General features: G+C 50.3%; 20 protein-coding genes and 2 tRNA genes. 13 read left to right on the plus strand and 9 right to left on the minus strand.

Going from position 1 to position 20,552, the window contains the following annotated elements:
- Nucleotides 1–23: 23 nt before the first annotated feature.
- Nucleotides 24–99 (plus strand) — tRNA-Lys (locus R2I50_RS02100).
- Nucleotides 100–287: 188 nt separating this feature from the next.
- On the opposite strand, the gene R2I50_RS02105 is transcribed toward R2I50_RS02100, so the two are convergent.
- The 5 genes from R2I50_RS02105 to R2I50_RS02125 form a co-directional block, all read right to left on the minus strand.
- Nucleotides 288–1,124, minus strand: coding sequence for a transglutaminase domain-containing protein (locus tag R2I50_RS02105; protein WP_316607441.1), 837 nt, complete (start codon nucleotides 1,122–1,124; stop codon nucleotides 288–290).
- Nucleotides 1,125–1,226: 102 nt separating this feature from the next.
- Nucleotides 1,227–2,585: a PFL family protein gene (locus R2I50_RS02110; RefSeq protein WP_316607442.1), complete on the minus strand. Its 1,359-nt coding sequence runs from the start codon at nucleotides 2,583–2,585 to the stop codon at nucleotides 1,227–1,229.
- A gap of 7 nt (nucleotides 2,586–2,592) precedes the next feature.
- Nucleotides 2,593–2,862 carry an ACT domain-containing protein gene (locus R2I50_RS02115; RefSeq protein WP_316607443.1) on the minus strand — a complete coding sequence of 90 codons (270 nt, stop codon included), beginning with the start codon at nucleotides 2,860–2,862 and terminating at the stop codon, nucleotides 2,593–2,595.
- Nucleotides 2,863–3,034: 172 nt separating this feature from the next.
- Nucleotides 3,035–3,907, minus strand: a complete 873-nt coding sequence (locus R2I50_RS02120; RefSeq protein ID WP_316607444.1) for a UTP--glucose-1-phosphate uridylyltransferase — start codon at nucleotides 3,905–3,907, stop codon at nucleotides 3,035–3,037.
- A 21-nt stretch (nucleotides 3,908–3,928) separates the two neighbouring features.
- On the minus strand, nucleotides 3,929–4,948 hold the full coding sequence (locus R2I50_RS02125) for an RING finger protein (protein ID WP_316607446.1): 1,020 nt from the start codon (nucleotides 4,946–4,948) through the stop codon (nucleotides 3,929–3,931).
- A gap of 192 nt (nucleotides 4,949–5,140) precedes the next feature.
- Between R2I50_RS02125 and prfB the strand changes: the two genes are divergently transcribed.
- The gene (gene prfB / locus R2I50_RS02130) at nucleotides 5,141–6,259 is read left to right on the plus strand and encodes a peptide chain release factor 2 (protein ID WP_316607447.1); all 1,119 of its coding nucleotides are present in this window, start codon (nucleotides 5,141–5,143) and stop codon (nucleotides 6,257–6,259) included.
- A 45-nt stretch (nucleotides 6,260–6,304) separates the two neighbouring features.
- Here the strand turns inward: prfB and R2I50_RS02135 are convergent, their stop codons facing one another.
- The 4 genes from R2I50_RS02135 to R2I50_RS02150 all read right to left on the minus strand — a co-directional run bounded on the left by R2I50_RS02135 (nucleotide 6,305) and on the right by R2I50_RS02150 (nucleotide 7,835).
- Nucleotides 6,305–6,529, minus strand: coding sequence for a hypothetical protein (locus R2I50_RS02135; protein ID WP_316607448.1), 225 nt, complete (start codon nucleotides 6,527–6,529; stop codon nucleotides 6,305–6,307).
- Nucleotides 6,530–6,678: 149 nt separating this feature from the next.
- Nucleotides 6,679–7,455, minus strand: a complete 777-nt coding sequence (locus R2I50_RS02140) for a YdcF family protein (RefSeq protein WP_316607449.1) — start codon at nucleotides 7,453–7,455, stop codon at nucleotides 6,679–6,681.
- Nucleotides 7,455–7,703, minus strand: coding sequence for a TIGR03905 family TSCPD domain-containing protein (locus tag R2I50_RS02145; RefSeq protein ID WP_316607450.1), 249 nt, complete (start codon nucleotides 7,701–7,703; stop codon nucleotides 7,455–7,457). The genes R2I50_RS02140 and R2I50_RS02145 overlap by 1 nt, the downstream gene beginning before the upstream one ends.
- Before the next feature lie 57 nt (nucleotides 7,704–7,760).
- A tRNA-Gly gene (locus R2I50_RS02150) sits at nucleotides 7,761–7,835 on the minus strand.
- Nucleotides 7,836–8,015: 180 nt separating this feature from the next.
- On the opposite strand from R2I50_RS02150, the gene thyX reads away from it, so the two are divergent.
- The 11 genes from thyX to R2I50_RS02205 all read left to right on the plus strand — a co-directional run bounded on the left by thyX (nucleotide 8,016) and on the right by R2I50_RS02205 (nucleotide 20,507).
- A complete protein-coding gene (gene thyX, locus R2I50_RS02155) occupies nucleotides 8,016–8,819 on the plus strand; it encodes an FAD-dependent thymidylate synthase (RefSeq protein ID WP_316607493.1) in 804 nt (267 codons plus the stop codon).
- Entirely contained in the window at nucleotides 8,800–9,480 is a 681-nt protein-coding gene (locus R2I50_RS02160; protein ID WP_316607451.1) for a thymidylate kinase, read from the plus strand. Before thyX ends, R2I50_RS02160 begins: the two co-directional genes overlap by 20 nt.
- Entirely contained in the window at nucleotides 9,473–10,342 is an 870-nt protein-coding gene (locus tag R2I50_RS02165; protein WP_316607452.1) for a phosphatidylglycerol lysyltransferase domain-containing protein, read from the plus strand. Before R2I50_RS02160 ends, R2I50_RS02165 begins: the two co-directional genes overlap by 8 nt.
- Before the next feature lie 33 nt (nucleotides 10,343–10,375).
- Nucleotides 10,376–10,915: a DJ-1 family glyoxalase III gene (locus R2I50_RS02170; protein WP_316607453.1), complete on the plus strand. Its 540-nt coding sequence runs from the start codon at nucleotides 10,376–10,378 to the stop codon at nucleotides 10,913–10,915.
- A complete protein-coding gene (locus R2I50_RS02175; protein ID WP_316607454.1) occupies nucleotides 10,915–11,502 on the plus strand; it encodes a 5-formyltetrahydrofolate cyclo-ligase in 588 nt (195 codons plus the stop codon). The genes R2I50_RS02170 and R2I50_RS02175 overlap by 1 nt, the downstream gene beginning before the upstream one ends.
- A gap of 44 nt (nucleotides 11,503–11,546) precedes the next feature.
- A complete protein-coding gene (gene mltG / locus R2I50_RS02180; RefSeq protein WP_316607455.1) occupies nucleotides 11,547–13,088 on the plus strand; it encodes an endolytic transglycosylase MltG in 1,542 nt (513 codons plus the stop codon).
- Nucleotides 13,081–14,307 carry a U32 family peptidase gene (locus R2I50_RS02185; RefSeq protein ID WP_316607456.1) on the plus strand — a complete coding sequence of 409 codons (1,227 nt, stop codon included), beginning with the start codon at nucleotides 13,081–13,083 and terminating at the stop codon, nucleotides 14,305–14,307. Before mltG ends, R2I50_RS02185 begins: the two co-directional genes overlap by 8 nt.
- 111 nt (nucleotides 14,308–14,418) lie before the next feature.
- Entirely contained in the window at nucleotides 14,419–14,853 is a 435-nt protein-coding gene (nusB, locus tag R2I50_RS02190) for a transcription antitermination factor NusB (protein ID WP_316607457.1), read from the plus strand.
- The gene (locus R2I50_RS02195; protein WP_316607458.1) at nucleotides 14,850–15,785 is read left to right on the plus strand and encodes a peptidase M22; all 936 of its coding nucleotides are present in this window, start codon (nucleotides 14,850–14,852) and stop codon (nucleotides 15,783–15,785) included. Before nusB ends, R2I50_RS02195 begins: the two co-directional genes overlap by 4 nt.
- Complete coding sequence (gene xseA, locus R2I50_RS02200; protein ID WP_316607459.1) at nucleotides 15,782–16,975, plus strand: exodeoxyribonuclease VII large subunit; 1,194 nt, start codon at nucleotides 15,782–15,784, stop codon at nucleotides 16,973–16,975. The genes R2I50_RS02195 and xseA overlap by 4 nt, the downstream gene beginning before the upstream one ends.
- 16 nt (nucleotides 16,976–16,991) lie before the next feature.
- Nucleotides 16,992–20,507, plus strand: coding sequence for a DNA polymerase III subunit alpha (locus R2I50_RS02205; RefSeq protein WP_316607461.1), 3,516 nt, complete (start codon nucleotides 16,992–16,994; stop codon nucleotides 20,505–20,507).
- Nucleotides 20,508–20,552 lie beyond the last annotated feature (45 nt).

Consider the following 20,552-nt stretch of genomic DNA (forward strand, 5'->3'; position numbering starts at 1 on the left):
GACTCCCACTATTCACCCCACATGACTCATTAGCTCAGTTGGCAGAGCACTTGACTTTTAATCAAGGTGTCCGGAGTTCGAATCTCCGATGGGTCACCAGAAAGTCTCGTTGTTCTTCAACGGGGCTTTTCTTTTTTGTGCTCAGTGTTCTTGCGGCGGTACTTGTAGGGGAGGCGCCCCGACGTCCTGTGTCCCGATAAGAGATTCATGATAAAAGTCAGTTTTTTGTGATTGAAAGCTGCCTTTTAATATAAAAACACCGTATGACAGTCTTCCGTCATACGGTGTTATTCATAGTAGATAAAATCTCCGTACTCATCGTAATAGCCGTAGTCCTCTTCATCGACGGCGTATTCTTCGGAGTGGTCGTAGCCGTCGGTATAGATTGATTCCCATACAGCAATACCATCATCGTTGACAGAAAGCTCAAAGCTGTCGTAGACGATCGTATCCCAGTTATGGTACGTCATCTTGAAATAATACAGGTCGTTCCAGTACTCCTGCATTTGAGCGTTCGCGTCGAAGGAGTACCAGTAGTCGTCAATATAGACTTCGTTCCAGGCATGAGGCATTGTATCGCCGTCGCTCTGCGGGAGTGTACCGATGATGACTCGAGAGGGATAACCAAGGACCCTTGCAATACAAGCAAAGCACGCGGCAAACTTATAGCAGTTTCCGGCATTCGACTTGAACATGCTGATCGCCTGAGAGGGAATATCCTCCGCTTGAGATGGATGAAAGTGATCGCGCTCGTAATCACAGTAGGAGAGCTGTGTAAAGCATGATGCCAGTTTCTCCTCGGCAGTATTTCCCTCGCCGTATTCTTCAACGTAATTTGCTGCGAGGCGTATTTCTTCGCTCGTGCAGCAAACGCCTTTTTCATCTGCAAGGTTCATATCGGGCGTAGCGGGTCCGACGATACCGCACTTCTGTTTTATACCGTTCGCATAATAATAGAGCTTACCACCCTCGGTAAAAAAGCCTGTTTTTTCTGTCGGTTTAGTCTTTTCATCGGCAGAAGCGCCCGAGATGTATGGCGTAGGAGGCTTGACCCAGATAAATATGATCGCGGGTATCAGGAGGAGGTAGAGGAGGATCAAGAGCGTTTTATATCGTTTATCCATCATTACCTCCTTCTGATCGGTATAGTAAAATTGTAACGGATATAGCGGAATTTGTCAATAAAAGAAAACGCCCGAAGCCTCTCGCTTCGGGCAAGTGATCGATCAGTTTTTTAAGGATTGAAGCGGCGCGGGAAGTCTGCCGCCGAGGTTGATGAACTTTTCGGCACTTCCTTTACGCAGCGGCATGACCGGACCTGCGCCTAAGAGTCCGCCGAAGTTAAGTTCATCGCCCGCTTTCCTTCCGATCGCGGGGATCACGCGAACAGCAGTGGTTTTGCTGTTGACCATACCGATCGCCGCCTCATCCGCAATGATCGCAGAGACCGTTTCGGGTGTAACGTCGCCGGGGATAACCAGCATATCGAGACCCACGGAGCATACGGCGGTCATCGCCTCGAGCTTCGTGATATCCAGCGCGCCCTGCTTGACGGCGTTGATCATGCCGTGATCCTCGGATACGGGGATGAACGCGCCCGACAGTCCGCCTACATGCGACGACGCCATGACGCCCCCTTTTTTGACCGCGTCGTTCAGCAGAGCTAATGCTGCGGTCGTACCGTGACAGCCGCATATTTCAAGTCCCATCTCTTCAAGAATATGCGCAACGGAGTCGCCGACAGCGGGAGTGGGGGCGAGGGAGAGGTCGACGATACCGAAGGGCACGGAGAGCCTCTGAGACGCCTGCTTCGCTACCAGCTGACCCATACGGGTGATCTTGAAGGCAGTTTTCTTGACGAGGTCGGCTACCTCGGTGATGTCCTTACAGTTCGCTTTCTCAAGAGCCGCCCTGACAACGCCCGGACCGGAAACGCCGACGTTGATGACGCAGTCCGCTTCACCTACGCCGTGGAACGCACCCGCCATGAAGGGATTATCCTGTACCGCGTTGCAGAAGGTGACGAGCTTCGCTGCGCCGATGCAGTTGCGGTCGGCGGTCAGCTTCGCTGAGTCGACTACCGCCTTACCCATCATCCGTACCGCGTCCATGTTCAGTCCCGCCTTCGTCGAGCCGATATTGACAGAGGAACAAACCTTTTCAGTGACGGAGAGCGCCTCGGGGATGCTCTCGATCAGCGCGTAATCGCCCGCGGCAAAGCCTTTTTCCACCAGCGCCGAGTAGCCGCCGATGAAGTTGACGCCGAGGGTATCCGCCGCGCGGTCGAGCGCCTTCGCGAATTTCAGGATCTTCTGCGTCTGGCATACGCCCGCGATGATCGAGATCGGGGTGACCGAGATGCGCTTGTTGATGATCGGGATACCGTATTCTCGTGTGATATCCTCGCCGGTTTTCACGAGATCCTTCGCGTAGCGGCAGATCTTATCGTAGATCTTATCACATGCTTTATCGATATCACTGTCGATACAGTCGATCAGCGAGATACCCATCGTGATGGTGCGCACGTCCAGGTTCTCGTTATCTATCATATTGATGGTTTCGAGTATATCTTTCGTTTCCAGCATAGGTACCTCAGATCTTGTGCATACTGTTGAAGATGTCCTCGTGCATGACGTGGATCTTCAGGTTGTTATCCTCACCGACCTTCTCCAGATTCTTTTGGAGTTGGTCAAAAGCTACGGTAGCGCCGCCGATATCCGCCAGCATGATCATGGCGAACATATCCTGCAGAACGCTCTGGGTGACCTCGATGATGTTGACGCCGACCTCGGCACAGGCGGTGCTGACCTTGCTGAGGATGCCGACGCTGTCTTTACCTAGTACGGTGATGACTGCTTTCATATTAACCTCCCGTTAAGTTCGGGCAGAATTCTGCATACTGCCCTCATTATCCACATTATTATACTACTATAAGCTCCGTATATATTAATTGTCGGGAATTAAAAGATGATATTTTTGTAACCAAATGGAAAGGAGCGGACGAACCGCTCCTTGCTTTTAAACTTTTTCGTGATTATAAGGTCTTTGCAAGCTCCTTGATGTACTCTCTGAGTCCTTCGCCGACTTCCTTGTGCTTCAAGCCAACCTCGATGTTCGCCTGCAGAATGCCGAGCTTGTTGCCCATGTCGTAACGCTTCGAGGTGAACTCGACAGCGGTCATACCGTCTTTGCGGGCAAGCTCCGCCATCGCGTCGGTCAGCTGGATTTCCCCGCCTGCTCCGGGCTCGGTATGGTCGAGGATCTCAAAGATATCGGGAGGCAGAACGCATCTGCCTAAAATCGAGTACAGAGAGAAGATATCTTCCCTTCTCTGCGGCTTCTCGATCATGTCGGTACACTTGAATACATTGTCGTGGATGTTCTCGACCTTGAGAGAGCTGTACTTCTTGATCGCTTCCTCAGATACAGGTTTGATACCCAGAACGCCCTTTCCGAAGGTGCCGTAGGCGTCGATCAGCTCCTTGGTCGCGGGGATATCGCCGATGATTACGTCGTCGCCGTACATGACGACGAAAGGCTCATCACCGATGAAGGTGCGCGCTCTGGATACCGCGTGACCTAAGCCCTTGGTTTCGATCTGGCGGATATAGTGGATGTTCGCAAGCTTGTGGATATCCTTGATGGAGTCGAGCTGTTCGGTCTTACCGGCTCTCTTTAAGATCTCCTCGAGGCTGACGGAGATATCGAAGTGATCTTCGATAACGCCCTTGCCGCGGTTGGTGATGATGAGGATATCGGTGATGCCGGAGGCGACAGCCTCTTCGACAATGTACTGGATCGCGGGCTTGTCCACGATGGGGAGCATTTCCTTGGGCATTGATTTGGTCGCCGGGAGTACGCGGGTGCCCAGACCCGCAGCAGGGATAACGGCTTTTGTGATTTTCATGTTAATAAACCCTTTCGTTCATTAGATGATGAGTATGTTTGTAAAGTAATAGATGATCATGGCGGAGCCGAAGACCGACGCGGCAAGCGCCATGTTGACGCCGCCCTTGGTCTGCAGTAGTGTCTCCGGGTTCTCACCTTCGGTTGCCTGATTTTTGATCTGTGTGATCTGCTGCTTGCAGTGCTTCATGTACAGCCTGTTGAAGCATGCGCCCACTACGATCTTGATCACAAAAAACACCAGCATGGCGATAACGGGGAGATACAGGATCATTAGGTCGGTAGAGGACAGCTTCGAGAGATAGACGCTGTAGTTGTTGACCATGGTCATGTAGTCTTGATCCTGTCCCATGACGTTGCTCGTGAAATTCTCGAATACCGAGCGGTAGACGATCGTAAAGTACAGCACGATCGAGAAAATCGCGAGCTGTAAGGTGAACAGTGCCGCGCCGACCTTGTACATCTTTCGGTACAGCAGGTAAGCGCTGGTCAGAAGTGCAGCCGAAAAGTTGAACTTACTGCGGTTAAAGGAGCAGATGTTCGAGAATACACGGATGAAGTAAGGCGTATTCTGCTTGACGTACTTCGCCGCTTCTCCCGCGTTCACGCCGTCACCGAAGTCGGCGTCCCTCGGCACGCCTGCCAAGGGATCAAGGAAGGGGACGGTTTGACCGTTTTCGTCTTGATACTCAGTCGAGGCTTGAACGCTCCACGGACCGAAGGGGATTCCTGTTTTGCCTTGCTGCTGTTCCTGTTCCGATCGTTGTTGACCCGTGGTCAGGGAAGCGCCGCAATATTTGCAGAAGAAGCTGTTCTCGTCGTTTTCCTTGCCGCAGGACGGGCATTTCTTGATCTTCGGCAGCTCGTGCTGTTCAGCTGTATAATCATAGCCCTCGCTGTGACGATCGTTGTTCGCGCAGTGACCTAAGCTCTCATAGCACTCACGGTGATGCGGCGTACCGCACTCGGGGCATACCACAACGTCATCGTCAGCGTGAAAGCGCTTATCACATACGGGGCAAATATGACCGATATAATCCATATGCATACTCCTACTTATATTATCTTATATAGTATAACAAAAAAGAATGTTTTATGCAACCAAAATTTTTGTGAACAAATTTGCATAATATGTGATTCCGCCCAAAGAGCGCAATTATGCAAGATTTCTTCTTTACAGAATCGAAGAGATGTATTATAATAGTACAGTATGAATTTCTAATGAGGGATAATTATGCTGCAATTTGAAGAACTAAAACTTAAGCTGGAGGGTATGAAGCCCGAGATCGTTGATCTGGCTTCCGCGCTCGGACTCGAGTCGATGCGCCGGGAGATCCAGCAGCTGGAGAATCGCGCAGCCGAACCGGGCTTCTGGGATGATATGGACAATTCGCAGAAGATCCTCCAGCGCACCTCCAACCTGAAAGCCAAGGTCGAGAAGTATGAGAAACTTGAGGCGCGCTATGAGGATACTCTTGCGTTGATCGAGCTCGGTGATGAAGCCGAGGACGAGAGTCTGATCGAAGAAGCGCAGGGGGAGATCGACGCCATCCGCGCCGATATCGACCGCCAGCGACTGGAAACACTTCTGACCGGTGAATATGATAAGAACAACGCCATTCTGACCTTCCACGCCGGTTCCGGCGGTACCGAGGCTCAGGATTGGGCGGAGATGCTGTACCGCATGTACACCCGCTGGGCAGCTGCTCACGGCTTTAACGTTAAGGAGATCGACTACCTCGACGGAGATGAAGCCGGTCTCAAGAGCGCCGTCCTCCTGATTGAAGGCGAGAACGCTTACGGTTACCTGAAAAGCGAAGCCGGTGTTCACCGTCTGGTGCGTGTATCGCCGTTCGATTCCGCGGGCAGGCGTCACACGAGCTTCTCTTCGTTAGAGGTCATGCCGGAGATCAATGATGATATCAAGGTTGAGATCCCGCCCGAGGAGATTAAAATGGATGTGTACCGTGCGTCAGGCGCAGGCGGTCAGAAGGTCAACAAGACCTCTTCCGCTGTTCGTCTGACCCATATTCCGACGGGTATCGTCGTTGCCTCTCAGGTCGAGCGTTCTCAGTATCAGAACCGTGATGTCGCGATGAAGATGCTGATTTCTAAGCTCATGGAGATCAAGGAGCGTGAGCACCTCGAGAAGATCGAGGATATCAAGGGCGTGCAGAAGGAGATCACATGGGGTTCCCAGATTCGTTCCTATGTATTCATGCCTTATACGCTCGTTAAGGATCATCGCACCTCCTACGAGACCGGCAACATCAACGCCGTGATGGACGGCGACCTCGACGGCTTTATCAACGCTTATCTGAAAGCGCTGTCGCTCGGCGAGTTGCAAGCTTAATATCATGAAAAAAGGCTGTCGAATTAAAAACGACAGCCTTAACTATTACATCAAGTTCTTTTTTCGCCAAACGCGCACGGCCTGTTTATCGGCAAGCTTTCTGAGCAGAATACCGACGCCGGCCATGATGACTGCGGCAAGAATTGATTCTGCGCTGCCTCCCGTAAACGCGGTGATGGTAATGACGATGCCGCCTCCGATCAGAGCGCCTGCGATCACGCTGATGAGTGTTGCGCTGAGAGCCTTGGGATAAACTTTGTAAAAAATCATGATTTCCTCCTTGATCTGTAAGGCGATTTTGCAGCTGCCTTACTGTTTTGATGTTTTACACTCATATAGTGTCAGATTTTTCCGAAACTGTTGCATTGAATTTGAAAAAATTTTAAAAACATCAAATTATCTTTGACAGGAGGGGCGTTTTATTTAATCAATTCTACCGGTATAGCGATCCATTCTCTGACGAAATAGGTCGGATATGCGAGAAGCCCGATTTGGTTATTGCGTGCGTTGATTGCTCCCGCTTTTACCTGACTGTCCGTTTTATGGAGGATAATTCGTGCCCTCAGCTGGTGATAACTGTCTGTGACGACAGCAATATCCGGATTCAACTCTTTTTCACGAATAAGGGATAGGGAGTAACGGATGTTCTCGTCGGTGTTGGTTGCCCGATCCTCCATGATAACGCGATCTGCTGTGATTCCCGCTTCGGTTAGGTTGTTAAACATGCATTGCGCTTCACTCATGGGCTCGTCCGGTCCCTGACCGCCGGATACGACAGCTGCAGCAGACGGATTATCCTCCAGATAGCGTTGTGCCGCTTCGATCCTCTGACGCAGCAGGGCACTTGCGCCCCACGGCTTGACCTGAGCGCCGAGTACGACGGCGGTGCTGTCGGGAGCGGGCTTTTTTACCATGGCATAGACCATAAGTCCCGAGATGATCACAGCGTAGATCAAAAAAGCAGAAGCTCCGATTTGTATGATCCGTATGATTGTCTTACCGATTCCGTTTGTGAGCATCAGCGCTTTGAGCTTATCATAGTGTTTTGAAAAACCAAAGCGAAATATCAAAACCAGACAGATTGTGATTCCCAGCGCGTTGCCGTGGTTAAATATCCGATAGGTCAGCGGAGCTATGAACCAGATGAGTAAGATCGCAGCAACGACCGTAATGATGATATGCACGACACGCTTCATCACGCTTCACGTGCGGCGATCAGCGCGTTTGCAAGCTGATCGGGGCAGGAGGTACCTCGGCCGGCGCAATCGATACCCCGCAATTTTTCAATTGCCGTGTCGACCTCCATTCCGGCTACAAGCTTACCGATACCCTGCAGATTGCCGTTACAGCCGCCTAAGAATCGACAGCTTTTGATTACGTCATCCTCGATCTCAAGCTCGATTAAACGCGAGCAGACCCCGTGGGGGATATAAGTATATTTCATAATCATTCCTCATTTCCTTTTATACAGATACAATAAAAGGCCTGCTAAAGCAAGCCTTGGAGCGGATAACGGGGCTCGAACCCGCAACATCGACCTTGGGAAGGTCGCGCTCTACCATTGAACTACATCCGCATTTACGCACTTATTATAGTACGATATTTCTGTGAAGTCAAGAACTTAACAAATTCTTTACATTCACCTTTGCTGCTTGGTTACAAACTTGCTATTGAATCTTGATGATGTTTGTGATACAATATATAAGATTAAAAAGAAAAGTCTGTGCTTTTGACATTTGGGAGGATTATTATGGCTATTAAGGTTGAGCTGCTGGCTTATACGCCGATGCCGGAGCAGACCGTTGCAATGGCGGCGAAGCTGTGTTATTCGGCGACCGATATCGACCACATCCGTGACGGTCTCGACGAGGAGAATACCGAGCGATTTTTGAATATGCTGACCGATCTGGGTCATGCCAGCCCCATCGAGCATGCGAACTTCACCTTCGGTATCGAGGGCATCTCCCGCGCATGTTCCCATCAGCTGGTGCGCCACCGTATCGCCTCCTATTCTCAGCAAAGCCAGCGCTACGTAGACGGCAACCGTTTCGAATATGTTACTCCGCCCGAAATTGCGAAGAACGAGAAAGCGAGCGGTATCTATAATGATCTGATCGATAAGATGAGCGAGGCTTACAGCGAGATTCGTGACGCACTCGCTGTAGGATATGTGAAGGAATATTCTACAGAAGAATTAAGTGGCACCGATGCCGAGATCCTCGCTCAGTTTAAGGAACAGGATAAGGCGATGTATAATAAGTTCATCAAAAAGGCGAACGAGGACGCTCGCTTTATTCTGCCGAACGCCTGCACTACTAAGATCATCTGCACCTTCAACGCGCGTACGCTGAATCATTTCTTTGCCATACGCTGCTGCAACCGCGCTCAGTGGGAGATTCGCGAGGTGGCGCGTCAGATGCTGATGCTCTGTCGTGAAGCTGCGCCGATCATCTTCAAAAACTCCGGCCCCTCATGTCTGACGGGTCCATGCCCCGAAGGGAAGATGTCCTGCGGAAAAATGAAAGAAGTGAGAGAATTATATGGCGCAAAATCACAGTAAGCTGATCGTTATTGACGGTCTCGACGGTTCCGGTAAAGCGACTCAGACGAAGCTGCTTTGCGAGAGATTACAGCAGCAGGGATACAAAGCGCGTACCGTCAGCTTCCCCGACTATGAGAGCGATTCCTCCGCCTTGGTAAAAATGTATCTGGCTGGAAAGCTCGGCACCAGTCCCGATGATGTGAACGCCTATGCCGCGTCATCTTTTTATGCTGTCGATCGTGTGGTGTCTTATCTCAACGAGTGGGGGAAGGATTACGTTGCGTACGATTATATCATCGCCGACCGCTACACCACCTCGAACATCATTCACCAGATGGCGAAGGTTGCCGAAAATGAACGCGAGAGCTATACCGAATGGCTCTTTGACTACGAATATAATCGCTTGGCGCTCCCTGCGCCCGATATGGTGTTCTTCCTTGACGTCGATCCCGACGTCAGCCAGAGATTGATGGCAGAACGATATAAGGGTGATGAAAGCAAGAAGGATATCCACGAGAGCAACATGGCTTATCTACTTCGTTGCCGTGAATCGGCTCTTTACGCAATTGAGAAGCTCGGCTGGCTCAGGATCTGCTGTTCCCGCAACGGCGAGATGCGTACCATCGAGGATATCAACGATGAGCTGATAGCGAAGATAAAGGAAGGTCAGGATGCTTGATTTCAGAACACCGACCCTAGCAGATAAGGAGATTATCGACAGCTTTGTCCGTGAGAGCGGACAGATCGGTTGTGACGTCAGCTTCGCAAATACCTTTTTATGGCGGCATAAATATCATATCAAGATCGCTTTTGACGGTGACAGCTATTATAAATGCTACAGTATGAACGGTAATGTCAGCGGATATGCGCTGCCTATGACGCGCGGCGACCTTCGAACCGCCGTTGATAAAGTCCTCGCTGACGCGAAGGAACGCGGTATCAAGCCGTTGATTGGTCTGTTGAATGATACGAACGCTGAGAGACTGAGTCATCTTTACGCAGGGCAGGTCATGATTGAGAACGACAGGGATGCTGCCGATTATATCTATGAGCGTACTCACCTCGCAGAGCTTGCCGGCAAGAAATACCACGCAAAGCGCAATCATATTTCTCGCTTTTTGCGTACCTATGAGGATTATGAGATCAGGGAGCTTTGTGCGGATAACTTTTCCGACGCGATGCTGATCGCGGAGCGTTGGCAGCAGGGAGCCGAGGATACCGGCGAGCTGTCCATTATTCGTGAAGCGTTTGAGAATTTCGATGCGCTCGGGATGTTCGGACTGGCGCTCTATGTGGAGGGTGAACCTGCCGCGATGTGTATCGCCAGTGAACTCAATTGCTGTGTCTGTGATGTGAATTTCGAGAAGGCGCTCGATTTTGAAGGTGCTTATGCCGTGATCAATAATGAATTTACTAAGCGTTTTGATCAATATACGCTGGTGAACAGAGAAGAGGATATGGGACTTGAGGGACTCCGTAAGGCAAAGCTCAGCTATCATCCCGATATCCTGTATTCAAAAAGTATCGCAAGATTCAAATGATTATGTTTCAACATTCTGATTTGGAGGTTGTTTATGTTTTATTGTTTTTTAGCCGACGGCTTTGAAGAGATCGAAGCTCTGGCAACTATCGATATTCTGCGTCGTGCCGATATTCCCGTTACTACGGTCGGCGTCGGAGGTGACATGATCCGCGGTACCCATGATATCAAGGTGCAGGCGGATATGCATATCGATGATTTTGAGATCGACGAGAATATCACCGGTGTGATCTTGCCCGGCGGTATGCCCGGCGTGAAGAACCTGTATGCTGAAGAACGCGTCAGGGATGCTGTATCTTTCTGTATATCCCGCAATCTGTATGTCTGCGCCATTTGCGCTGCGCCCTCTATTCTCGGACGTATGGGCGTACTGATGGACAAGCGTGCCACCTGTTATCCCGGCTTTGAGGATGAGCTGCTCAGCGCGAAGGTCAGCGCCGATAAAGTTGTTGTCGATGGTAAGATCATTACAGCGAAAGGCGCGGGTGTTGCGCTCGACTTTGGTTTTAAGATTGTCGAACAACTCGAGGGAGAGGTCAAGGCGGAGCGTATCGCCGCCTCAATGCAGTGCTGATGAATCTGTCTAATCCCGCCTCTCTTGATAAGGCATATCTGCGCGATTTTTATCTTGAAAAGCGAAAAAAGCTTGCAGCAGATTTTGATTGTAAAACGGCGCTGGATGACGAGATACAAACCCGTCTGATTATCAGCTCCGCATATCGTATTGCCGATACGGTGCTTGTCTATATGGCGCGTCCGTTTGAGATTTCGACCTCGATGATTATTTATGCCGCCTTAGCGAATAATAAGACTGTCGGTTTGCCTGTTTGTCTAGATGATCGCCGTATGATATTTCGTAAGATCACCTCGGTTGCCGAACTGCGTCCCGGACGTTTCGGAATTCTCGAACCGCCCCAAAACAGCGAGGAGATCGTCCCCGACAGGCATACGCTCTGCGTTTGTCCCAGTTTATGTTGCGACATGACCGGCGTTCGTCTTGGCTTCGGCGGAGGATACTACGACCGTTTTCTCACGGATTTTATCGGCGTAAAGGTCGCGCTGTGCTACGGCGACAGCGTTCTGCCCGTGATCGAAAGCGATGACTATGATATTCCGATGAATGCTGTTGTGACCGACAGCTTCATCAGAACGATATGCTGATACCGGGCTGACGCCTGCTGTCAGTAAGATTAAGGAGTAATAATATGAGTGATACTTCACGCAACCGGATACCCGAGGATTCTATCGAGGCGACCCGCCGTAAGAAGATGGAAGAGTTCAGGCGTTCTGTCGATATGAACGCGATCCGCGGTGAATATGATGGGAGAAAAGCTGAACAGCCTGTTTCTGAGCCTGTTCATGGACAGCCTGTAGAAGAACTCAGACAGCCTGCCGAAGAAAACCTGCAGCCTGTTGAGGAGCGTTCCCAGCGTCGCCGCAAACGCAATATGGAGATCAATTCCTATTCTGACGACGATACCAAGAAGCGTATTGAACGCGATTCTAAAAAGGCCCTTAAACAGCAGAAGAAGGAAGAAAAGAAGATTGAGAAGACAAAGGCGAAGCGCAATCGCCGTATTTTCAAGATCGTTTGGATCGCTATGATCGCGATTGTAGCGATCGTTCTGTCTCAGTTTCTGCTTGTCGGTGTAAACGATCTGCTCGGTATTTCCCGCGAGGAGAACGCAACCAAGGTGAATGTCAGCATCCCCGAGAATCCCACGCTGGATATCATCGCCGATACCCTGTACAAGTCCCGCGTCATCAAGCAGCCTGCCTTCTTTAAGCTCTATGCGCGCTTTACCTCCTCGGAGTCGGATTTCCGTCAGGGTGAATTTGAGATCTCTACCGATAAGGACTATGAGGCGATCATTAACTTCCTGCAGAGTAACGTCAACCGTACCGATATCGTTAAGGTACAGATCACCGAGGGTATGAATATCCAGGAGATCGCTCAGACCCTTACTGAGAAAAAGGTTTTGAATAATATCAATGAATTCTATGATTTGTGTAACAGCACCTACTTTGATGAGGATTTCGAATTCCTGCAGAGCATCAAGAATTCAGATAAGCGCTATTACAAGCTCGAAGGCTATCTTTTCCCCGATACCTACGACTTCTATGTCGGTGAAAATCCCAAATCCGTTATCAGTAAGTTCCTCAACAACTACGATAATAAGGTTGAGTTACATAAGGAGAAGTATTTCAGCAATTCCAAGCGTTCCACGCTTGCGGAGGAAGCGGCGGCGACAGGCTACACGACCGACGAGATCCTTACGATTGCTTCGATCATTCAGGCTGAGGCGGCTTCCCGTGACGACATGTATTACATTTCGTCTATCATCCATAACCGTCTGAAATACGGTGCGTCCCAGGGCGTCGGAAAACTAAACTGCGACTGTACCGTGTATTATCCCTACCGTAATCAGGAGAACATTCCCGAGACTGAGCGCGCGACCTTCCACTCCACCTATAATACAAACGACTTTGAGGGCCTGCCGGCAGGTCCGATCTGCAATCCGGGAGCAGAGGCGATCAAGGCGGCGATTCGTCCCTATGAGAGTGATTTCCTCTTCTTCTGTCACGACACGCCGGAGAATGGTTCGATTCCGTACTACGCGACCACCAACTCTGAGCACGAAGCTAATCTCGCTGTTATCGAGGCGAATAAGAACAGTAACCTTGCGGCTAATCAGGATACCTCCGGCACCTACACCGGCGAGAATGTTGACTCCGATTATGAATAAACCCGAGGTACTGTCGCCCGCGGGCGATATGGAGAGCTTTGATACTGCTCTGAGATTCGGCGCCGACGCGGTATATCTTGCCGGCAAAAGCTTCGGTATGCGTACCGCTTCCAAAAATTTTTCTAATGAAGAATTAAAGATTGCATGTGAAAAGGCACACGCCTTGCATAAGAAGGTCTATCTTACCACCAACACTCTCCCGCGTAATGCCGATATCCCTTCAATCCCCGATTTTCTGAGTGAAGCAGAAAGATGCGGTGTGGATGCCTTCATCATAGCAGATCTCGGTGTTTTCGAGATGGCGAAGCGATATGCTCCCTCTGTAGAGCGCCATATTTCCACCCAGGGCGGAGTAATGAACTACGAGAGCGCTGTAGCTTGGTATAATATGGGTGCAAAGCGTGTGGTGCTTGCGCGTGAGATGCGGCTCGATGAGATCGCCGAGCTGAGAGCGAAGATCCCCGATGAGCTTGAGATCGAGTGTTTTGTTCACGGTGCGATGTGTGTGTCCTTTTCCGGACGCTGTCTGATCTCTTCCTTCATGACGGGACGTGACGCGAACCGCGGCGACTGTGCTCAGCCTTGCCGCTGGAAGTATCACCTGATGGAGGAGAGCAGGGAAGGGCAGTTCTTTCCGATTGAGGAGACCGAGAAAGGTACCTATCTCTACAACTCCCGCGATCTTTGTATGATCGAGCATATCCCCGAGTTGATTAAAGCGGGGGTTAGCAGCTTGAAGATCGAGGGCAGAGCCAAGACTTACTATTACACCGGTGTGACCACAAACGCTTACCGTCATGCGGTCGATGAATACTTTGATCATCTCGATGATCCCGATTATCACGTCAGCCCGTGGATTGTCGAGGAACTTGAGAAGATCAGCCATCGCGCCTATTCGACAGGTTTTTTCTTTGGTGGCGAGCCGGGTCAGGAAACCGTTAACGGCGGTTATATTCGCCGTTATAATGCGGTCGCTGTCTGTGTGGAGGGCAGTAATGACAGTAACGTTGCTGTCGTGACTCAGCGCAACAAGTTTTTGGTCGGCGATACGCTTGATATTCTTCCGCCTGACGGTTTTTCTTATGAGGTGAAATGCCTTAGGCTGATGAATACAGACGGCGAGGATGTACCTTCTGCGCCGCATCCGATGCAGAGGCTGTTTATGACGACCGACCGCCCTATCCCGCAGGGTTCTGTCATTCGCAAAAAGAATATATGACTATGTTTATTATCCGCTTACGGTACAGCCGCAGGCGGATATTTTTGTTTACATCGTGGATATTATGTGCTATACTTAATATGTATAAATCTGTAAAAGCGAGGGATATTAATGTGTCAGAATGATATCAACCCCGAAAATCCAAAGAAGCTATCGCGTTACAAGATTCGTGAACAGGCGTTCTTCCTGTGCTTTGAGTCGCTGTTTTCCGATACCGATATCGATGAGCTTGCCGATAATGCCGGTGACGCGCGTGATGAGATCCTCAGCGATATCGCCGTAGAGCGCGCCCGCGGAACGATGGCGAATAATGTGACCATCGATGAGAGAATCAGTGCGAATCTGAAAGAAGGATGGAAGATCACACGTATCTCGAAGGTATCGTTAGCACTTCTGCGTCTTGCGATATATGAGATGTTATATGAGAAGGATATCCCCGTTTCCGTATCGATCAACGAGGCGGTCGAGCTATCCAAGAAATATACCACCGAGGATGACGCCGCCTTTGTCAACGGCGTGCTCGGTGCGGTGGCGAAGACTCTATGAGTGCATATCTGGGCATCGACACCAGCAATTATACGACATCCGTCTGTTTGTATGACAGTGAGAGCGGCAAGGTCATCAGCCGACGTAAGCTTCTGCCTGTTCGTGACGGTGAGCTCGGACTTCGGCAGAGTGACGCGGTCTTTCACCATGTACAGCAGCTTTCCGAGCTGTTTGATTCCGCTTTTGACGGCTTTAAGGCTCAGATAAATGCGATCGGCGTCTCTTATGCGCCTCGTACCGCCGAGGGCTCGTATATGCCGTGCTTTACTGTCGGTCTGATGGTCGCAAAGGTACTGCAAAGTGTGTTGAAGGTTCCGCTGTATGAATTCTCGCATCAGCAGGGACATATCGCCGCGGCTTTATACAGTATTGATCGACTTGATCTGTTACATGAGAAGCATATCGCGTTCCATGTCAGCGGCGGTACAACAGAAGCGCTGTTGGTCAACGGTGCAGATGGCTTTGTAACTACCGATATCGTTGCGAAGACCCTCGACTTGAATGCCGGTCAGCTGATCGACCGTATCGGCGTTATGCTCGGACTGCATTTCCCGTGCGGTGCTGAGCTTGAGCGGCTTGCGCTTTCCTGCGAGGAAAAGATCAAGGTCAGACCTACCTTAAAGGGGATGGACTGTTGTCTCAGCGGCGGTCAGAATATTGCCGAAAAGTATCTAAAGGAAGGCAGAAGCCCTGCATATCTCGCGCGCTTTGCGATGGAATATGCCGCTTCAGCGATCGTAGGAATGAGCGAACGTATCAGGGAAACCTACGGCGATCTGCCGTTCGTTTATGCGGGCGGCGTTATGTCTGACTCGATCATAAGGGAAGAATTGTGCAGCCGCTTCGACTGCTTATTCGCAAAACCTGAATTTTCATGCGATAACGCTGCCGGTACAGCGGTACTCGCGTATATAAAGGATAATGAATCATGATGACTCCCAAGGTCTATACCGTAACACAACTCAACGCGCGTGTCGGAGCGCTTATTGCCTCCGATCCGGAATTGCAGATTGTTTTCATCGAGGGCGAGCTTTCCAATGTTCATATGAATCTCAAAAGCGGTCATTTGTACTTCTCGCTGAAGGATAAGGACAGTGTGATACGCGCGGTAATGTTTTCTTGGGCAGTGCGTAATTTGCGATTTAAGCCCGAGGACGGTATGAAGGTCATCATGCGTGCTCAGGTGACTGTTTATGAAGCGGGCGGTCAGTACCAGCTTCGCGTTGAAGATATGCAGCCCGACGGCGTCGGAGTCCTGGCCATGCAGCTTGAACAGCTTAAAAAGAAGCTTGGCGCTCAGGGACTATTTGATCCCGAACACAAGAAGCCGATCCCTGCGATCCCTGAGACCGTCGGCGTTATCACCTCTCCGACCGGTGCGGCGTTACGCGATATTATGGATATCATCGGACGACGCTTTCCGAGCGTTGAGATTATACTCGCGCCTGTTCTTGTTCAGGGTGACGGCGCTCCCGAACAGCTGATCCGTGCGGTCAAGATGTTCTCAGAGCATCATGCCGCCGATGTTCTGATTATCGGTCGCGGCGGCGGCTCGATGGAGGATCTGTGGGCATTTAATGATGAAGGGCTTGCCAGAGCGATCTATGACTGCCCGATCCCCGTGATCTCTGCTGTCGGTCATGAGACCGATACGACTATTTGTGACTTCGTCAGCGACCTACGTGCACCGACCCCTTCTGCTGCTGCCGAACTTGCTGTTCCGAACCGAGTTGATCTGTATGCGAATTTGATTTCGATGTATCGCCGCGGTATTAACGCTTTTAACACAAAGAACGACAGCCTGAATCAACAAGTCGATCAGATTTCTCGTCTGATCTCGGCTCATTCACCGATGCCTGTCGTTGAAAATCACTTACAGCTGCTTAATCAGTTTTCGTTTCGTGCCAAGAAAGCGACGGAAGGTGCCTTGCAACGCTCGTCCGCATTAGCTCAGGAACTGTTCTCCAAGGTTGAAGCTCTCAACCCTGTAGCGGTATTGAACCGCGGATTTGCATATGTAAAGAGGGAAGAGATTCAGATATGCTCTTCCGAAATGTTAAAGAAGGGCGATGTTATCGACATCATCTTCAAGGACGGCTCAGTCAAAGCCAAAATCCAATAATAAGGAATAATATACCATGTCTTTTACACACCTGCATGTACACAGTGAATACAGCTTGCTTGACGGCGTTTGTCGTATCTCCCGCCTTGTCGAAAAGGCGAAGGAGCTGGGTCAGAGCGCGCTTGCCATCACAGATCACGGCGTCATGTACGGTGTGATTGATTTTTACAAAGAATGTAAGAAGCAGGGGATTAAGCCGATCTTAGGCTGTGAAGTATATGTTTCCCCGCGCTCGCGTTTTGACAAGACCTTTGAACTCGACCGCGAGTACAGCCATCTTATTCTCCTATGTGAGAATAATCAGGGCTACAGTAATCTGATGAAACTCGTATCACTTGGTTTTACCGAAGGGTTTTACAACAAACCGCGCGTTGATCACGAGCTGTTGGAGCGCTATCATGAGGGTTTGATCTGCCTCTCGGCTTGTTTATCGGGAGAGGTCCCGAAGCGATTGCTCTCGGACGATTATGACGGCGCTTTGGAAATCGCTAAGTACTACCAAGATGTTTTCGGTGCTGATAACTACTTTATTGAGTTACAGAACCACGGCTTACGTGAGCAGGCGCAGACCAATCCTCAGCTGATTCGCATCGCGCGCGAGATCGGCGCCGGTCTTGTCGTGTCCAACGATTGCCATTATATCAATAAGGAGGATCATAAGCTCCATGATATCCTCCTGTGTATCCAGACGAATTCGACCGTTAATGATAAGAAGATGGGCTTCGAGACCGAGGAGTTCTATTTGAAAAGCGAGGATGAACTGCGCGAGTTGTTCCCCGACCTTGATGAGGCCTTTGATAATACAGTGAAGATCGCCGAACGCTGTGAGGTGGAGATCGAGTTCGGTAAGCGAAAGCTGCCCGATTTCAAAACGCCGAACGGAGAGGATCACTATTCCTTTTTTCGCGATAAATGCTATGAGGGACTCTACCGACGCTATGGCGAAAACCCCGACCGGGAGCTTATCGATCGGCTTGAATATGAACTGTCCGTGATCAAGCGGATGGGCTTTGTCGATTACTTTTTGATCGTGCATGATTTTGTTCGTTACGCCAAAAGCCAGGATATCCCCGTAGGACCCGGAAGAGGCTCCGGAGCGGGCTCTCTGTGCGCATACTGCATCGGTATCACCGGTATCGATCCGATTCGTTACAACCTGCTGTTTGAACGATTTCTAAACCCCGAGCGTGTCAGTATGCCCGATTTTGATATTGATTTTTGCAAGGAACGCAGAGGAGAGGTCATCGATTATGTAATCCGTAAGTACGGCTCCGATCATGTGGCTCAGATCGTGGCATTCGGTACGATGCAAGCGCGCGGTTCGGTACGCGACGTCGGCAGGGTCTTGGACGTTCCTTATGCTACGGTTGATAAGATTGCGAAAATGATTCCGTTCAGTATTGATATGACCGTTGATAAGGCGTTGACGCTCTCGACTGAACTGCGTTCCGCATATCATCAGGATCCCGTTGTCAAACAGATTTTAGATATTGCACGAGGTCTGGAGGGTATTCCGCGCCACATGACCATGCACGCGGCGGGCGTTGTGATTACCGATCGTCCCGTCAGTGATTATGTACCTCTCGCTAAGTCTGACGACACCGTTGTGACCCAGTTCACGATGACAACGCTTGAGGAACTGGGACTTCTTAAAATGGACTTTCTCGGACTCAGAAACCTTACCGTTATTCACGACGCCGAGAAGATGATCCGTCGACTGGAGCCCGATTTCAATATCGACGATATCGACTATACCGACAAGGCGGTCTATGCCATGATGGCGACCGGTAAGACCGACGGTGTGTTCCAGTTTGAGAGCGGAGGTATGAAGAATGTCCTCGTTCAGTTGAAGCCTGAACGCTTTGAGGATCTGATCGCCGTTATTTCCCTCTATCGTCCGGGTCCGATGGATTCTATCCCAACCTATATCCGTAACCGTCATAATCCTCGATTAATAACTTATAAACACCCTTTGCTTGAACCGATTCTGAACGTTACAAACGGCTGTATCGTCTATCAGGAGCAGGTCATGCAAATTTTCCGAACTCTCGCCGGCTACTCATTCGGTCGTGCGGATATTGTCCGCCGCGCCATGAGCAAGAAGAAGCATGACGTTATGGAGCGTGAGAAGCAGATATTCGTCCATGGACTGTTAAACGAGAACGGAGAAGTGGAGGTCGAGGGTTGCCTCAGGCGCGGTGTTGACGAGCAGACCGCTCTCGCGATTTTTGCCGAGATGGAGAGCTTCGCTTCTTATGCCTTTAATAAAAGCCACGCGGCTGCATATGCCGCGGTATCATATCAAACAGCTTTTTTGAAATGTCGCTACAAGCGCGAGTATATGGCTGCGCTGCTTTCATCTGTTATTGATAACCAGAACAAGACTGCCGAGTATATCGGCGAATGTCATCGCCTCGGAATCGCCGTATTGCCCCCCAGCGTCAACGAGAGCGACAGCAAATTTACAGTCTATAACGGCAATATACGCTTCGGACTTTCTGCTATACGTAATCTCGGTTACGGCTTTATCGACGCGATCATCCTTGAACGTCGGTTAAAGTCTTATCGCTCCTTCTATGATTTTTGCAAGCGGCTCAACGGCAGAGGACTCAACGCCCGATCGCTAGAGAGCTTGATCAAGTGCGGCGCGCTCGATCACCTCGGCTATAACCGACGTCAGATGCTGGCAGTATCCAAAACCATCCTTGATGATCTCGACTATGAGCGTCGTAAGGGCGGAGCAGGTCAGATTTCGCTGTTCGATATGGGCGGCGTGGATTCGTCCGCCGAGGAGATCGCCGTTCCTACATTGGAGGAATACCCGCTGATCGAGCTTCTTAACATGGAGAAAGAGATGGCGGGGATGTACCTGAGCGGTCATCCTCTCGATGAATATGCCGCTTTCAGCAATGCGGTGAACGCCGATCGCATCAGCGATATCCTTAACACCGAGGAGAATCGTTATCATGACCGTTCCAAAGTGCGTCTGATCGCGATTTTGACAAAAAACCGTACTCAGATCACGAAGAATAACAAGATGATGGCTTTTGCAGAGATAGAAGACCGCTTCGGTTCGTGTGAAGCGATCGTGTTTCCGAATGTGCTCGAAGAATGTCGTGAGGCGCTTTACGTCGGCGCTGCGCTCGATATAGAAGGCACGCTCAGCTACAAGGAGGATGAAGCGCCCCGAGTGATTGCGGAGAGGATCACTGCGTTACCTCCCGCGAAGGAGCTTTCGATTCGCGATCAGCAGTCCATTGTTCAAACGCAAACGACGCCGAAGCAACAGACAGTGCGAAAGCCGCAAGGTGAACAGAAGCTCTATCTGAAGGTTCCGTCGCTTGACTGTCGGGAATATCATAAGGCAAAGAACATCCTCGAGATCTTCCACGGCACGACGAAGGTGGTTTTTTATCTGAGCGAGACCCGTCAGCAGATGCTCGCGCCGCAGTCTCTCTGGACGTCGGTTAATCCCACTATGTTGGATGAACTCAGGTTTCAGCTCGGTGACGGAAATGTCATTCTGAAATAATCTTGCGAATTTTCTTATGAAATTTGTTGAAATACTTGATTATAA

This window comes from uncultured Ruminococcus sp. (genome assembly GCA_902785355.1).
Classification (GTDB): domain Bacteria; phylum Bacillota; class Clostridia; order Oscillospirales; family Acutalibacteraceae; genus Ruminococcoides.

What these genes read in the sequence shown, in the direction of transcription:
- R2I50_RS02105 (WP_316607441.1), bottom strand. Translation starts at nt 1,124, where the DNA reads ATGGATAAACGATATAAAACGCTCTTGATCCTCCTCTACCTCCTCCTG.
- R2I50_RS02110 (WP_316607442.1), bottom strand. Translation starts at nt 2,585, where the DNA reads ATGCTGGAAACGAAAGATATACTCGAAACCATCAATATGATAGATAAC.
- R2I50_RS02115 (WP_316607443.1), bottom strand. Translation starts at nt 2,862, where the DNA reads ATGAAAGCAGTCATCACCGTACTAGGTAAAGACAGCGTCGGCATCCTC.
- R2I50_RS02120 (WP_316607444.1), bottom strand. Translation starts at nt 3,907, where the DNA reads ATGAAAATCACAAAAGCCGTTATCCCTGCTGCGGGTCTGGGCACCCGC.
- R2I50_RS02125 (WP_316607446.1), bottom strand. Translation starts at nt 4,948, where the DNA reads ATGGATTATATCGGTCATATTTGCCCCGTATGTGATAAGCGCTTTCAC.
- prfB (WP_316607447.1), top strand. Translation starts at nt 5,141, where the DNA reads ATGCTGCAATTTGAAGAACTAAAACTTAAGCTGGAGGGTATGAAGCCC.
- R2I50_RS02135 (WP_316607448.1), bottom strand. Translation starts at nt 6,529, where the DNA reads ATGATTTTTTACAAAGTTTATCCCAAGGCTCTCAGCGCAACACTCATC.
- R2I50_RS02140 (WP_316607449.1), bottom strand. Translation starts at nt 7,455, where the DNA reads ATGAAGCGTGTCGTGCATATCATCATTACGGTCGTTGCTGCGATCTTA.
- R2I50_RS02145 (WP_316607450.1), bottom strand. Translation starts at nt 7,703, where the DNA reads ATGAAATATACTTATATCCCCCACGGGGTCTGCTCGCGTTTAATCGAG.
- R2I50_RS02160 (WP_316607451.1), top strand. Translation starts at nt 8,800, where the DNA reads ATGGCGCAAAATCACAGTAAGCTGATCGTTATTGACGGTCTCGACGGT.
- R2I50_RS02165 (WP_316607452.1), top strand. Translation starts at nt 9,473, where the DNA reads ATGCTTGATTTCAGAACACCGACCCTAGCAGATAAGGAGATTATCGAC.
- R2I50_RS02170 (WP_316607453.1), top strand. Translation starts at nt 10,376, where the DNA reads ATGTTTTATTGTTTTTTAGCCGACGGCTTTGAAGAGATCGAAGCTCTG.
- R2I50_RS02175 (WP_316607454.1), top strand. Translation starts at nt 10,915, where the DNA reads ATGAATCTGTCTAATCCCGCCTCTCTTGATAAGGCATATCTGCGCGAT.
- mltG (WP_316607455.1), top strand. Translation starts at nt 11,547, where the DNA reads ATGAGTGATACTTCACGCAACCGGATACCCGAGGATTCTATCGAGGCG.
- R2I50_RS02185 (WP_316607456.1), top strand. Translation starts at nt 13,081, where the DNA reads ATGAATAAACCCGAGGTACTGTCGCCCGCGGGCGATATGGAGAGCTTT.
- nusB (WP_316607457.1), top strand. Translation starts at nt 14,419, where the DNA reads ATGTGTCAGAATGATATCAACCCCGAAAATCCAAAGAAGCTATCGCGT.
- R2I50_RS02195 (WP_316607458.1), top strand. Translation starts at nt 14,850, where the DNA reads ATGAGTGCATATCTGGGCATCGACACCAGCAATTATACGACATCCGTC.
- xseA (WP_316607459.1), top strand. Translation starts at nt 15,782, where the DNA reads ATGATGACTCCCAAGGTCTATACCGTAACACAACTCAACGCGCGTGTC.
- R2I50_RS02205 (WP_316607461.1), top strand. Translation starts at nt 16,992, where the DNA reads ATGTCTTTTACACACCTGCATGTACACAGTGAATACAGCTTGCTTGAC.